We start from the raw sequence: 13,251 nt of genomic DNA on the forward strand, positions 1-13,251 counted from the left end.
TAACATGTTAAAAACAGTTCGAATGATCGTCAGTGGGCGTGTCCAAGGTGTTGGCTTCCGATGGGCTGCTAAGCAAGTTGCCGATGATTTAGGCAACCGGCTACGTCATCAATTTAATTGATGGTACCGTGAAAATCATCGCTCAGGCTCAACCATTAGCCATGAAGCGTTTTATCGCAGCCGTTAAAAGATCACCGACACCCTACGGACACGTTTCACATGTAGACATCGAGCCAATTACGGACCGTAATTACAAATTCTTTGGCGTTAAATAACGTTAATTATACACTACATTAGGAGGATTTACTTAATGAAAAAAAATATCAAACACCTTAGCGTCCTGGCAATGTTAGGCGGCTTAATGCCACTGCTAACCGGTTGTGTTAGAACCACTTCCAGTGGCAAGCCATACGGTTTTGTATATGATTACTTAGCCGTTCCTGGTCAGAAAGTTATGAACCTAATCGCCCAATACGTTGGCAGTTATGGTTTGGCCATTATTGTCTTGACCGTAATCGTCAGATTAGTCTTAATGCCGTTAATGATCAGTCAGATGAAAAAGATGACCGTTCAGCAGGAAAAGATCAGTTTTATTCAGCCTCAGTTAAAGGCTATTCAAAATAAGCTTCGCCACGCTAGAGATCCTCAAGATCGTATGGCTGCCAACCAAGAAATGATGGCCTTATACCGAAACAACGGCATTAGTATGGTGGGTGGAATTGGTTGCTTACCGTTACTAATTCAATTGCCAATCTTTGCCGCACTATACGCAGCTATCCGTTATTCACCAGAATTAGCCCACACCACGTTTATGGGAATTAGCTTGGGTCAGAAGAGTATTTTACTTGCTGTCCTGTCATTCCTAATCTATGTCCTTCAGGCTTACATCTCTTTAATTGGAATCCCTGAATCACAGAAAAAGCAGATGAAGATGATGATGTTATTTAACCCAGTTATGATTTTGATCGTAACCTTTAGTTCACCAGCTGGATTAGGTCTTTACTTCTTCATCGGTGGAATCTTTGCTTGTATCCAGACGTTGATCATTAACCTGTACCGTCCACGAATTAGACGTAAAGTTGTTGCTTACGCCAAAGCTCATCCGGTTAAACCCGTTAAGGTTACGCCTAATCATTCCGCTCAACCGACAACGACTGGTAATGGTTCATCTAATAATGATCCAACACTTGCCAAGATCCACGAATTAAATCGTGAACACAATCAAGCTATGAAAAATCATAATAAGTAAAACAATTTATATAATATTTAAGGGCAACTAAAATAATTATTTTAGTTGCCCTTTTTAGTTACCCAAATTAGGTAAAACAAAAAAGCCCACAGAATCCTAGGCATTCTGAAAGCTTCTTTCTCGAGAAATTTAATTTACTTTTTGTTAATGATTTCTTTGCCATCATAGTAGCCACAGTTAGGGCATACAAAATGAGGCTTACGTAAAGCACCGCAGTTAGGGCATGGGCTTAAGCCAGGCATGTGTAACTTGATGTTAGTACGACGCAAACGCTTACGTTCTTTAGAAGTTTTTCGTGGTGATACTGCCATCGTTTAGCACCTCCTTCTGCTTAAAAAATATCCACTAGTGAAACTTTTTAAGCCTTGCTCATTTCTTTTTATTATTTTTAGAAAAATAATATTTCAATTTAGCAAGACGTGGATCAACTTTTTGATGGCCTGCCGTCTTTGGATGTTCATATTGATCCTCTGAAATAACGCTCCAACCATTCCCTTTGGGCATGATGTGATCACGTTTTTCTTTTGGCGACAAAACCTTAGTCGGAATTTGAAGAATAATATTATCAATGATTGACTTTTCAAAGTCAATTTCATTATTTTGATCAGGAGTTAAAACCGTATCCCCTTCGGGATGTTCCTGTAAATACGGCTTGATGTCAGACTTAGTCTTGACATAAATTTCTTTATAATGGAAATTTAACGGCAGTTTTACGGGAACTAACGATCGGCTCGATGGAACTACTAATGAACAGTTAACCTGAGCCTTTACGACCACTTTATCAAAATCATATTTAACTAGACCGTTAACTTTAACGGGACTAGCAGATAAAATTTCATCAGAATCTCTTGAAACTAACTGATGCGATAAAGCCATCGTTCTATGAATATGAATCGGTTCATCCAACGTTGATAAGCGTTGCCAAGACCACTTCATTACTAATCATCCCAATTCGACAAGGATAATTATAACCTATCGTCAAATTAGATGTCAAGGTGATTTCCTTGATACCTATTTGATTATCGGGTGTTGATACAAGTCTTCATAATGATGAGATTCCATTTGAAAAAGCATCCCTGCTCTAAAATCCCATTCAAGATATTTGTTTAACGCATCCTTAGTGACGTTCGTGATAATAGGTACCATAACCTGTTTCTTAATCTGATTTAAGTACTGACGGCCCTTTTTATCAAAGCCCAGGATCCTTAAATACGATTCTGTTTTTATCGATTTCCAATCAGTTTTAGTTAAACCGATTAGAACATAAAAACATAATCGCAGAAGTGTTGAATAAGTATACCGTTTCGTTTTAATGAACTGAATAAATTCTTTAAAGGTCTTGGATTGAATAGCACCCTGCTTTAAACGATGCTCAAGGCCCTCTCGCATTTCATAAATCGATTGTAAATCAGCCAATGACGACTCAATAATCCGGTAACGTAATAGTGGCCAAAAAGTGTTCCAATTAAACCATGGTTGCTGCATCAATTCGATGCTGGATTTTGGCATCCACTGGCTTACTGAATTTAAATTATGGTCATTAAATAACGATCGACGAATGACCGCTGAACTAACATATTTAGAACTTTGTTCAGCAACCTTATCATTATGACCAGACGAACGTAATATCGGTTTCAACTTAAATGAGGCCTCTAAACTACGCTTTGCTCGGGCGTAATTTAACGCCAATAAATCATTGGGACCGGTAATTTTTAATCCCGTTTGTTGATAAAAATTCTGACGGATTAACGTTGCGTAAGTAGCTCGGTAATTCTGAAAAGCCTGATGATCACTACTGACCTTAATCTGAGCCAAATGATCAAAATCCCAATTCGAATGCTCGCACCCAAACGCTAACCACTGACAATCAAGTTGCTTGACTAACTTAACGGCTTGAAAAGCAAAAATGTCAGCCGGTTGAACAACAAACTGAACTGGTAACTCAATCACTAAATCAGCACCAGCAGCTAACGCCATTTGGGTTCGCTGCCATTTATCAACGATTGCTGGAATTCCACGCTGAACCCAATTGCCACTCATTACCACCACCACTAAATCGGCATTGGTAGTTTGTTGAGCCCGTTTAATTAAGTAACGATGTCCATTATGGAGTGGATTAAATTCAGCAATAATCCCAACGGCATTCAGCATGGTTAATTACTTTTCCCACTTGCTAACGTCAACGTTAGGTGCATCGGACCATAACTTTTCTAAATCATAGAAGTCACGGGTTTCATGCTTGAAGACATGAACGATTACACCACCTAAATCGATTAAGATCCATTTGGCGGTGCTCATCCCTTCAACATCTAAAACGTCAACGTGGTTCTTTTTGCTTTGATCAATGACTGAATTAGCAATGGCCTTAACCTGACGTGAATTCGATGCGTCCATGATTACAAAGTAGTCGGCTAAAACACCGATCTTACGCATGTTTAAAGCAACGATGTTATGGGCTCGCTTATCAGAAGCCGATTTAACGACTAACTTTAAAATTTCATCACTGTTACTCATGATATTCCTCCTTATTTAACTCCGGAACCGGGAACCCAGGCGTTATAAGTATCTAACGTCTTCGGGAACACATTCTGATTATTCTGGATTAAGTATTCTAACGTATGCTTGGTCTGGTAAGCAACACCCTTCTGTAAATTCTTAAAGGTGATCTTACGAGCTAAATCAACGCCAGGGAAGTCTCGACCCATTTCAATATAATCAGCCATGTAAACGATCTGCTGGAGTTTAGTCATGTATCGATTACCAACGGTGTGGTACTTAACGGCGTCTAGAATTTCGGCATCATTAATACCCAGTTCATTTTGAACAAAGTGCCAACCGACCATTCCATGCCAGATCGGGTTGCCATACTGAAGTAAAATGGGATCCATCTTATATTTCTTGATGGCTTTAATAAAGTCCTTTGCCGGACGCTGTTTGGCATAATCATGAACCAATCCAGCAATACCAGCTCTTTCAGGATCCACACCATACATTTTGGCTAATTTAATGGACATCTGTTCAACTCGTTGACAATGTTCAAAACGTGGCTTACGTAAAGCATGAGCCATTTTCTTTAATAATTCATCACGACTATTATTCGGAACTAAATTTTCGTGATATTTTAAAATAACCTTAGTGATAAAGCTGGTGCTCCTTTATATATTTACGAACTGAATCCGGAACTAAGTAACGGATTGATTGGCCCTGATGAATATAACGTCTAATTAACGTTGACGAAATATCAACGTAGGGTACGTCAACCCAGATCACCGGATATAAGTTAGACTTCACTGGATAACCGGCACGCTTAACTCCGACAAAATGAACTAAGTGCAACAAATCATTGATCCGGTACCATTTTGGTAAATAGGCCACCATGTCACCACCGATAATGAAGAAGTATTCATTCTCGGGATGTTCATGAGTTAACTTCAGCATCGTGTCGTAAGAATAACTGGTTCCACCACGACGAAGCTCTTCTGTTTCTAAATAGAAACGGGGGTTGGACCGAATCGCTAATTTAATCATATTAGCTCGATCCCGGCCATCAATCGCGAATTTACGGTCAACGTGTGGCGGATTAGCATCTGGCATAAACGCAACCCGATCAAGACCCAGCTGCGTCATAACCTGATCAGCGATCAATAAGTGGGCGTTATGAATCGGGTTGAACGTCCCACCCATAATTCCGATTCGGTGTTTCGGAATGTCTTTAACGGTTTCACTTAATTCTTTAATCTTGGGCGTGACGGACGTCCGTGCAGTTCGTTTCATATTAATTACCTCTAAATATTAGCAACGATCTTAGACAGTTTCTGATATTTAGCTAACTTAGCAGGCTTAAATAATACTAACGTTTTACCTAATTCCTGAACGACGTCAATTGAACTGTGGCCTTCAATATATTTCTTAACGTCGCTAGTGTCTTCGCCAGAATTAGGAAGAACTTTGATCTTAATTAATTCCCGCTTATCCAAGGCTTTAATTAATTCATTTAACCACGTTTGGGTCATGCCCTGTTTACCAACGGAAAAGATTGCTCGCATCTGATTAGCACGAGCTCGTAAATAACGTTTTTGTTTACCACGTAAATGCATATTGGTACCTCTTATCTATATCATTGCTCGACGAATCATAACAGCAACACCTTTAGGTGCCCAGCCGTCAATCACGATGTTGGCGGGAATGGTAATCCAACCTAATCCCGCAATTACTAGATCACTCCGGTATGTCGTCTTAAATTGATGATGAATTAATGGCGGAAAATCTTTAATGTACTTATGACTAGGCGGTGTTAATAATTCACCAACGTGTCGTTTATAAAATTCATCAGCATTGGATAACTTAGTTCGATGAACCAGTAACTTATTATAAACGTAAACGGTTACTGGACACTTATCACGACCCTTTAAATAGTCAAAACGACCTAAGCCACCCATAAAAATGGTTTGCCCCGGATTCAACTGATATTCACGAGGCTTGATTCTTTTTTTCGGTGCAGCGACCTTTAGATCATTACCCTTTAAATAATGCGTAATTTGAGTATTGTGAATAATTCCTGGCGTATCAATCAGATGGTGACCATCAGATAACGGGATTTTAATCTGATCCAACGTCGTTCCTGGAAAACGGGACGTGGTGATTAATTCACGCATCCCAGTATTATCACGGATAATCTGGTTAATTAACGTGGATTTACCAACGTTGGTGACTCCGACAACATACACATCTCGACCATGACGATATTGATCAATCTTCTCCAGTAAATGATCAACCTGCTGATCCGTTTTTGCTGATACCAGTTCAACATCGACCGGACGAATACCGGCTAAATTAGCCTGCTGACGCATCCAGTCCTCTAACTTACTTAATTTAAACGATTTTGGTAAGAGATCTGACTTGTTACCAACTAACATAACCGGATTATTACCAGCAAAACGATTAATCCCAGGAATTAAACTTCCGTTAAAATCAAAGATATCAACCATGCATACTACTAATGCATCGGTGTTTTGAATTTGGTTTAATAATTTTAAGAAATCATCGCTGGTTAAACTAACTGGTGCAATCTGACTATAATGCCGTAATCTGAAGCAACGCTGACAATAAAATTTGCCACTCTGTTTATTCTTTTCATACGCAGATTTCGGAATATAGCCTAGCTTATTCGGATCTTTGGTTTGAATTGGTGCACCACAACCAACACAGCGCAGTACATCATCGTTATTCTTAGTCATTAATATCCCCCCGCCAAATCATTGTTTGACGATACTTTCGTTTTAAGATGTGAAAAATACGACGTTCAAAGAAACGATTGATTCGGGTATTCCATTTATCAGTTTTGATCAATGGTTGAACCCAAATACTTTTTACGTGGGCATTATGTGCAGCCCAAATATCAGTCATTAACTGGTCGCCAACCATAACGACCTGCTCTTTTTTTAAATGGTATCGATGTCTAGCTCGGGTAATCCCGAACGCAGATGGCTTCATTGACCAGCTAACGAACGGTAAATTTAACCCCTGTAAAGCTTTTGAAACTCGGTGATGAGTATTATTAGACACCACTACCAATTGAATCTGATGATGACGTAGATAGTCCGCCCAGTGCTTTAATTGAATCGTAGCGTCGGGATTATTCCACGCGATCAGTGTATTATCTAAATCTGAAAAAATGGCAGAAATGCCATGTCGTTTTAATCGAGCTGGTGAAACGTTATAAATCGTCTTGACCATCCACGTCGGTTTGAACCAGTTAATCATAAATTACGCCTCAAAACTACTTAAGACAACAAAAAAGCTTTCACCTTAATCATAATACAGGCAAAAGCTTTTTTTAATCCTTTTATAATTCTTTTAAATTATAAAGATTTCTTAGCTTGTTCAGCTAAAGCGGTAAAGGATTTAGGATCACGAACTGCGATGTCAGCTAACATCTTACGGTTAATGGTAACCTTAGCAGCCTTTAAACCGTGCATGAATTTGCTGTAACTCATACCGTGCTGACGAGCTGCGGCATTGATTCTAGCAATCCATAAACGACGGAAGTTAGCCTTGTTCTTACGACGGTCACGAAATGCGTATTCGCGTGACTTCATAACCTGGTCTTTAGCAGTCTTAAATAATGCGTGTTTAGCGCCTTGGTAGCCTTTGGCTGCCTTTAAAATGCGCTTACGACGTCGACGAGTGGTATTTCCACCTTTTACTCGTGGCATTGATAATTCCTCCTAGATATAAATCCGATCAATAACTCAAATAATTAGTTATGTAACATCTTGTTGTAAGTCTTAGAAATAGTCTTGTTGGCCATTCGAGTACCCTTTAACTGACGACGCTGTTTCTTGGTCTTACCATGGAAACGGTGGCTAGTCTTGGCATGACCACACTTTAACTTACCACTGGCAGTACGCTTGAATCGTTTAGCAATGGCACGGTTAGTTTTAATCTTAGGCATAATTGTAATCCCCCTTAAACTATTGATCTCAAATTATTGTTTTTTCTTCATATCGATAGGTGATAACATCAAGAACATGTTACGACCATCCATCTTAGGTTTCTGGGTTAACTTAGCAACGTCCTTTAAACCGTCGTACATCTTATTCAAGACGCCACGACCGATTTCTTTATGGGTAATTGCTCGACCCTTAAACCAAATGGATACTCTTACTTTAGCACCCTTATGAAGAAAGCGTTTAGCTTGATTTCTTTTGGTATCAAAGTCGTTAGTATCAATGGTTGGACTTAATCGAATTTCTTTCATTCGAACGGTTCTTTGACGCTTACGGGCTTTCTTAACCTTTTTCTGTTGCTGGAAACGGAATTTTCCGTAATTTAAAATTCTAGCAACCGGTGGCTTAGCCTGTGGTGCAACTAGTACTAAATCTAAGCCAGCGTCTTCAGCCATCTGTAAGGCTTCTTTAGTGTCTTTAATACCAACTTGTTTGCCGTTTTGATCAATCAAACGAACTTTGTAAGCTCGAATTTTCTGGTTCATAATTGTACGGCTGTTACGATATTGTCTACGTATAATTATCCACCTCCAAGAATTTCTTATAAAAAAATAGCGAGTACATAAAGTACCCGCTATTTATTAATTCTATTATTATAAACGATTAATAAGAATTAATTGAAAACGACTAGCCCGACGACCGAAGTTGTCAGGCGAGAAGCGGGAACTCCTACTTGATTTCAATCACAACATTTATAATAATATCAATTATTGACCTGATAGTCAATACTTATTTATTCATTTCTGGAATAAGTTGCGATATCGTGCTTGATGATCTTCAAGAAATCAGGAACACTCATTTCCTTACTGTCTTTATGACCGTATTCACGAACTGATACCTGGTTGTTAGCCTTTTCCTTATCACCAACAACTAAGGTATAAGGAATCTTCTTGGTCTGTGAATCACGGATCAAGTAGTTCATCTTTTCGTTACGGTCATCTAACTGAGAACGTAACTTCATGCTACGGAACTGCTTGTCTAACTTCTTGGCGTAGTCACCATCTTTATCCATGCTTACTGGGATAATACGAACCTGATGAGGTGCTAACCAAGTCGGGAATTCACCTTTGTACTGTTCAGTTAAGTAAGCAACGAAACGTTCCATAGTGGATACAATACCACGGTGGATCATTACTGGACGGTGTAACTTACCATCTTTACCAACGTAGTGTAAGTCAAAGCGCTTTGGTAACATGAAGTCTAATTGAATGGTGGATAGAGTTTCTTCATTGCCTAAGGCAGTGTAAGTCTGAACATCTAACTTAGGGCCATAGAATGCAGCTTCACCTTCCTTTTCAACGTATGGTAAGTGTAAGTCATCCATGGCACCCTTTAACATGCTCTGGGACTTGTGCCATAAGGCATCATCATTAAAGTACTTCTTGGTGTTGTTAGGGTCACGGTAACTCAAACGGAAGTGGTAGTTATCAATGTTGAAGTCATGGTAAACATCCATCATTAACTTCAAAATACGTTTGAATTCATCCTGAATCTGGTCAGGTGCAACGAAAGTATGACCATCATTTAAGGTCATTTCACGAACACGCTGTAAACCTTGTAAGGCACCAGATTTTTCGTAACGGTGCATCATACCTAATTCAGCGATACGCATTGGTAAATCACGGTATGAACGAATGTGCTGGTTATAAATTCGGATATGACTTGGGCAGTTCATAGGACGTAATTCTAACCATTCACCGTTATCCATCTTCATTGGTGGGAACATGTCATCACGGTAATGAGCCCAGTGACCAGAACGTTTATAAACATTTAAGTTCATTAATACTGGGGTATATACGTGTAAGTAACCGTTAGCGATTTCTTTATCAACGATGTATCGTTCGATTACTCGTCGAATGGTGGCACCATTTGGCATCCAGTAAGGAAGACCTTGACCAACTTTTGGATCAACGAAGAATAAGTCTAACTTATTACCGATAACACGGTGATCACGTTCTTTAGCATCCTGAATCTTAGCCAATTCAGCCTTTAAGCCCTTTTGCTTATAGAATACGATTGCGTATACACGTTGAAGCATTGGGTTAGAGGATTCACCTTTCCAGTAAGCACCGGCAACGTTAAGTAACTTGAAGTACTTAATGGCCTTAGCATCGGATAAGGCTCCGTCCTTAGCGTAAACTAACTGGTCATCAACCTGATAGAACGGAACTTTACCATCATGCTTTTCAGCAAAGGCACGAACGATTTCAGCCTGGTATGGATCACCATCAACCTGGTTCAAGGCGTCTTTAAGTGATAAGACTTTACGTTCTAACTTAGTATCATTCTTAACGAACTTGTTCATTAAGTCAGATAATGGCTTTAAGTCATCGGAGTTGACCTGAGTACCTTTTTTATCAGTATCAACGTAAAAGCCGTTCTTTTCAGAACCACTTTCACCGAAACGAATACCTGGGAATGTCTTAGCTAAAGCGGCCTTTAAGAAGATAGCGGCAGTATTCTGTAATACTGTTAAGCCATCTTTAGAATCGGCAGTGACGATCTGAATCTTGCCACCCTTGTTTAAAGGCTGATCTAAATTGACCCATTCGCCATCAACCTTAGCGGCAACGGCCTTTTTAGCTAAACTAACTGCAATTGACTTAGCAATCTTACCTGCAGTAACGCCAGCATCAAATTTTCTAACGCTATTATCAGGGAATTTAAAAGAAAGTTGAGACATATAAAACCTCTCCTTTTTAAAATACGGTGGTCCCAGACGATACTAAAAAATCCCTAATGCAACATGTGCATTAGGGACGTCTTTCAATAATTAAACGCGGTTCCACCCAAATTTCATCCATAACCTTTTACGCTACTACCCGTAAATAACAGTTATGAACACTCAACTAGGATACTAACGGATCCATGATCCGGCTCAGAATTTCCTCTGAGCGCTAATAAGAGCGGTGGTCTAAATTCCGGTATAAAAGAGCTTCCATTCAAGGCTCCTTCTCCCTGGATACCTAAGGATTTAAATCATATCTCTTAAAGTTTTCCTCGTATGGTTATATTTAGCCATTAATTATTAGAAATGTCAAGAGGATTTTGAATTAATTTAATTATTTTGACTTGGGTTCCTTCGGTTTTGTCCTAACATTTGATATTCATTGGCTAGGAAACGAATTCTTTCCATAATCCGCTTAGCGTTCAGCGGATCTTCATCACCACGCGTATCGTATGACAAACGGGTCTTAGCAAAATCGTTCATGGAAAAGTTAGAACTAAAGAACGTTGGCATTTCATTCTGCATTCTGTATTCTAGGATCACACTAAAGATGTCATCCCGGATCCACGATGACATCACGTTAGCACCAATATCATCAAGCATTAAGACGGGGGCCTGTTCAATCGAACGGATCTTACGGGCGGTACTGTTATCTGAAATCGAAGCCTTCATTTCAACGGCAAAGGTCGGAAAATGAACTAAAGCTGATTCATAGCCATCTTTAGCTAATTTATTGGCAATGGCTGCCAGTAAGAACGTTTTACCGACACCTAAGGGTCCGTAAATATACAGGCCTTTATGATACTTATTAGGATTATTTTCATACTGACCAACAAAATTAATGGCGGCTTCAAGGATCGTCGATCGACTTGAATCGGATTGACTATCAAAATTAGTTAATGAAGCATTCTGATCCTGTTTTGGTAACGCAACCGAATGAACCCGATCACGAAGCGCTTGTTGTCGTTTTACTTCAGCAGTATGTTCAGTCGGCTGATAAGCAATACTGATGGAGTGGTCATTTAAAACTAGATGCGGAACGTAACCTGGCATTAAGCCCTGCTGACCATTTTTTAATTTATTCTTTTCTTGGACGTATTCATGCAATTTAGGTGCTGAACGAACTAAATTATCCTGTGACATTTCGCTACGATATTTATGGATAAAGGCCTTTACATCAGGATCGTTATAGACCTGATGCATGATTTGACGATAAGGCAGCAGATGATGCTCCTTCATAATCAAATCTAGCGTTCGTTTCATGCCATTATGAACATTTTTCATTTCCTACCACCCTTTCCATGATTGGGCTGATGATTCAATTTTGCTAATTGTTGCTTAATTTTACGCTGGACCTTTGGATTAGTCGGATGCAATTTAACGTGGTAATCCGAGCGGGCCCACTTAGGCAACTTCTGTTTGATTACGGGTTTGCGACGATTGTAGCTGTATCGCCTAGCGTGATTACCCTGCATTTTCTTAATCCTTTTATTCTTTCGTTCGGTAACGCCCCGGTTAAACTTTTCAATTTCGTTCAGGGCTTCAGCAGGTGTATTCACTCCAGCTTGTCCCCAAGCTGCCATAATGTATTGCATATACGTTGACTGCAGAGCTGGCCGGTGTTTCTCAACGATCATATAATAACTCAGAATATTGATTACACCCTGATTGTCACGGAAAGCATGGTTATCAATTAACTGACGAAGGATATTTTCTTCCTGATGCGTAACAATCGCATGAGAATTAATCTGCTTCTTTAAATGATACAGAAACTGAACTGGTGAATAATAGTCAGCAGCTTTGATTAAACCAGCCTTTTCACGTGATACCTTCGGATTCTGTTTAATACTCTGACCCGGCTGAACTTTAAATTTAGTCTTCGACGGGATGCCAGGATTGCCTTGGAACGATTTGGAAATCAGCCATTTAAATTTATTAAAGTCAATCTTATTACTAGTGATCGACGTAGCCTGTTTAATGTAGTTGGCCATTGCCGGTTCATCTAGGCCATACAACGTGTGTTCAGTTAAAATGAGCTGACGATGCCGTTTGACCGCATCGACATCGGAATAACTTTGCTTCATTAAATCTAAAAGTAACTCGAAGTTAAAATCATGCGACTCATTGATGTAGCTTTGGTCTTCCTTAAGACTTGAAGCCATTTTAGCCGTCATTCCTGACCGAATCTGTTTAATCAACGTTGGTAGATCAGTAATATCCTGGTGACCGACATTATATACTTCTAAAAAGTTACGGGTTAAATCGTGAACGTTGTTAAACTGATACGGCTTAGCGATTAAATCCCGACTTAGGGTTAAGAACCGGTGACCACCAACGATCTCCAGTAAACCGATACTTAATAGATCTGATCGAAAAAACTCACGAGCTGAAACCGGTTGAATTAAATGAAAAATATAAAAAGGATGAACCGAATCCTTTTTATAGAAAGTTCTCATTAATCCAGCGCCCTCAACACGTCTCAAAGCCCTTTCAAAGACGTTAATATCCACGTTTAAATAAGCTAAGAGATCACTGATTGGGCGTTTAAACAACGGGTTCTTACTGATTTCACCTAATTGCCACAGTAAATTAGTTAAAGCATAGGCGATTGGGTGTAATAACGGTTGATATAAAAGGTCTAAGGAACGCCGACGAGTATTTGAAAGGTTGTCATCCCTAACGATGATAAAGCCAGCCTTCGGGTCCATATCTAATTCCGGCTTTCTTGACTAGAATCTTTTGCGTTGGACTTCGATTTTGGTTCA

The 13,251-nt window shown here is 39.5% G+C and carries 18 protein-coding genes and 1 other annotated feature; of the genes, 3 read left to right on the forward strand and 15 right to left on the reverse strand.

The features are described from left to right. Positions 1 to 4 precede the first annotated feature (4 nt). Genes ELX58_RS08020 through yidC form a run of 3 tightly spaced genes read left to right on the forward strand, consistent with a single transcriptional unit; the run spans position 5 to position 1,249 of the window. Positions 5 to 121: an acylphosphatase gene (locus ELX58_RS08020; protein WP_250645247.1), complete on the forward strand. Its 117-nt coding sequence runs from the start codon at positions 5 to 7 to the stop codon at positions 119 to 121. A 7-nt stretch (positions 122 to 128) separates the two neighbouring features. Next, complete coding sequence (locus tag ELX58_RS08025) at positions 129 to 275, forward strand: acylphosphatase (protein ID WP_250645248.1); 147 nt, start codon at positions 129 to 131, stop codon at positions 273 to 275. 35 nt (positions 276 to 310) lie between these two features. Further along, on the forward strand, positions 311 to 1,249 hold the full coding sequence (gene yidC, locus ELX58_RS05860) for a membrane protein insertase YidC (protein WP_133442218.1): 939 nt from the start codon (positions 311 to 313) through the stop codon (positions 1,247 to 1,249). Between the two features lie 134 nt (positions 1,250 to 1,383). Here yidC and rpmF read toward each other — a convergent pair whose 3' ends face one another. The 15 genes from rpmF to ELX58_RS05935 form a co-directional block, all read right to left on the reverse strand. Next, positions 1,384 to 1,560 (reverse strand): 50S ribosomal protein L32, encoded by a 177-nt coding sequence (rpmF, locus tag ELX58_RS05865; protein WP_133442219.1) that lies wholly within the window; start codon positions 1,558 to 1,560, stop codon positions 1,384 to 1,386. Between the two features lie 58 nt (positions 1,561 to 1,618). Further along, on the reverse strand, positions 1,619 to 2,185 hold the full coding sequence (locus tag ELX58_RS05870; protein WP_133442220.1) for a DUF177 domain-containing protein: 567 nt from the start codon (positions 2,183 to 2,185) through the stop codon (positions 1,619 to 1,621). 75 nt (positions 2,186 to 2,260) lie between these two features. Beyond that, positions 2,261 to 3,400: a nucleotidyltransferase gene (locus ELX58_RS05875; RefSeq protein WP_133442221.1), complete on the reverse strand. Its 1,140-nt coding sequence runs from the start codon at positions 3,398 to 3,400 to the stop codon at positions 2,261 to 2,263. A gap of 6 nt (positions 3,401 to 3,406) precedes the next feature. Further along, a complete protein-coding gene (gene rsfS / locus ELX58_RS05880; RefSeq protein WP_133442222.1) occupies positions 3,407 to 3,763 on the reverse strand; it encodes a ribosome silencing factor in 357 nt (118 codons plus the stop codon). A gap of 11 nt (positions 3,764 to 3,774) precedes the next feature. Further along, a complete protein-coding gene (gene yqeK, locus ELX58_RS05885) occupies positions 3,775 to 4,317 on the reverse strand; it encodes a bis(5'-nucleosyl)-tetraphosphatase (symmetrical) YqeK (RefSeq protein ID WP_133442223.1) in 543 nt (180 codons plus the stop codon). A gap of 64 nt (positions 4,318 to 4,381) precedes the next feature. Then, on the reverse strand, positions 4,382 to 5,023 hold the full coding sequence (locus ELX58_RS05890) for a nicotinate-nucleotide adenylyltransferase (protein ID WP_133442224.1): 642 nt from the start codon (positions 5,021 to 5,023) through the stop codon (positions 4,382 to 4,384). Between the two features lie 11 nt (positions 5,024 to 5,034). Beyond that, a complete protein-coding gene (locus ELX58_RS05895) occupies positions 5,035 to 5,346 on the reverse strand; it encodes a YhbY family RNA-binding protein (RefSeq protein ID WP_133442225.1) in 312 nt (103 codons plus the stop codon). A 15-nt stretch (positions 5,347 to 5,361) separates the two neighbouring features. Next, positions 5,362 to 6,486: a ribosome biogenesis GTPase YqeH gene (gene yqeH, locus ELX58_RS05900; protein ID WP_133442226.1), complete on the reverse strand. Its 1,125-nt coding sequence runs from the start codon at positions 6,484 to 6,486 to the stop codon at positions 5,362 to 5,364. Continuing rightward, positions 6,479 to 7,012, reverse strand: a complete 534-nt coding sequence (locus ELX58_RS05905) for a YqeG family HAD IIIA-type phosphatase (protein ID WP_133442227.1) — start codon at positions 7,010 to 7,012, stop codon at positions 6,479 to 6,481. Before ELX58_RS05905 ends, yqeH begins: the two co-directional genes overlap by 8 nt. A gap of 98 nt (positions 7,013 to 7,110) precedes the next feature. Further along, complete coding sequence (gene rplT, locus ELX58_RS05910) at positions 7,111 to 7,464, reverse strand: 50S ribosomal protein L20 (protein ID WP_133442228.1); 354 nt, start codon at positions 7,462 to 7,464, stop codon at positions 7,111 to 7,113. Between the two features lie 44 nt (positions 7,465 to 7,508). Next, a complete protein-coding gene (rpmI, locus tag ELX58_RS05915) occupies positions 7,509 to 7,703 on the reverse strand; it encodes a 50S ribosomal protein L35 (RefSeq protein ID WP_133442229.1) in 195 nt (64 codons plus the stop codon). A 33-nt stretch (positions 7,704 to 7,736) separates the two neighbouring features. Then, positions 7,737 to 8,243 carry a translation initiation factor IF-3 gene (infC, locus tag ELX58_RS05920; RefSeq protein ID WP_133442230.1) on the reverse strand — a complete coding sequence of 169 codons (507 nt, stop codon included), beginning with the start codon at positions 8,241 to 8,243 and terminating at the stop codon, positions 7,737 to 7,739. Positions 8,244 to 8,298: 55 nt separating this feature from the next. Beyond that, positions 8,299 to 8,439, reverse strand: a sequence feature (ribosomal protein L20 leader region). Positions 8,440 to 8,491: 52 nt separating this feature from the next. Continuing rightward, positions 8,492 to 10,441, reverse strand: coding sequence for a threonine--tRNA ligase (gene thrS / locus ELX58_RS05925; RefSeq protein ID WP_133442231.1), 1,950 nt, complete (start codon positions 10,439 to 10,441; stop codon positions 8,492 to 8,494). Between the two features lie 375 nt (positions 10,442 to 10,816). After that, positions 10,817 to 11,770: a primosomal protein DnaI gene (gene dnaI / locus ELX58_RS05930; RefSeq protein WP_133442232.1), complete on the reverse strand. Its 954-nt coding sequence runs from the start codon at positions 11,768 to 11,770 to the stop codon at positions 10,817 to 10,819. Further along, entirely contained in the window at positions 11,767 to 13,194 is a 1,428-nt protein-coding gene (locus ELX58_RS05935) for a replication initiation and membrane attachment family protein (protein WP_133442233.1), read from the reverse strand. The genes dnaI and ELX58_RS05935 overlap by 4 nt, the downstream gene beginning before the upstream one ends. Positions 13,195 to 13,251: the final 57 nt, after the last annotated feature.

Source organism: Acetilactobacillus jinshanensis (assembly GCF_004359375.1).
Classification (GTDB): Bacteria; Bacillota; Bacilli; order Lactobacillales; family Lactobacillaceae; genus Acetilactobacillus; species Acetilactobacillus jinshanensis.

Coding starts and splice junctions, on each gene's coding strand:
- infC (WP_133442230.1), bottom strand. CDS start 8,243: ATGAACCAGAAAATTCGAGCTTACAAAGTTCGTTTGATTGATCAAAAC.
- ELX58_RS08020 (WP_250645247.1), top strand. CDS start 5: ATGTTAAAAACAGTTCGAATGATCGTCAGTGGGCGTGTCCAAGGTGTT.
- ELX58_RS05870 (WP_133442220.1), bottom strand. CDS start 2,185: ATGAAGTGGTCTTGGCAACGCTTATCAACGTTGGATGAACCGATTCAT.
- rplT (WP_133442228.1), bottom strand. CDS start 7,464: ATGCCACGAGTAAAAGGTGGAAATACCACTCGTCGACGTCGTAAGCGC.
- rpmF (WP_133442219.1), bottom strand. CDS start 1,560: ATGGCAGTATCACCACGAAAAACTTCTAAAGAACGTAAGCGTTTGCGT.
- ELX58_RS05895 (WP_133442225.1), bottom strand. CDS start 5,346: ATGCATTTACGTGGTAAACAAAAACGTTATTTACGAGCTCGTGCTAAT.
- yqeH (WP_133442226.1), bottom strand. CDS start 6,486: ATGACTAAGAATAACGATGATGTACTGCGCTGTGTTGGTTGTGGTGCA.
- ELX58_RS05935 (WP_133442233.1), bottom strand. CDS start 13,194: ATGGACCCGAAGGCTGGCTTTATCATCGTTAGGGATGACAACCTTTCA.
- ELX58_RS05875 (WP_133442221.1), bottom strand. CDS start 3,400: ATGCTGAATGCCGTTGGGATTATTGCTGAATTTAATCCACTCCATAAT.
- dnaI (WP_133442232.1), bottom strand. CDS start 11,770: ATGAAAAATGTTCATAATGGCATGAAACGAACGCTAGATTTGATTATG.
- rpmI (WP_133442229.1), bottom strand. CDS start 7,703: ATGCCTAAGATTAAAACTAACCGTGCCATTGCTAAACGATTCAAGCGT.
- yidC (WP_133442218.1), top strand. CDS start 311: ATGAAAAAAAATATCAAACACCTTAGCGTCCTGGCAATGTTAGGCGGC.
- ELX58_RS05890 (WP_133442224.1), bottom strand. CDS start 5,023: ATGAAACGAACTGCACGGACGTCCGTCACGCCCAAGATTAAAGAATTA.
- ELX58_RS05905 (WP_133442227.1), bottom strand. CDS start 7,012: ATGATTAACTGGTTCAAACCGACGTGGATGGTCAAGACGATTTATAAC.
- thrS (WP_133442231.1), bottom strand. CDS start 10,441: ATGTCTCAACTTTCTTTTAAATTCCCTGATAATAGCGTTAGAAAATTT.
- rsfS (WP_133442222.1), bottom strand. CDS start 3,763: ATGAGTAACAGTGATGAAATTTTAAAGTTAGTCGTTAAATCGGCTTCT.
- yqeK (WP_133442223.1), bottom strand. CDS start 4,317: ATGGCTCATGCTTTACGTAAGCCACGTTTTGAACATTGTCAACGAGTT.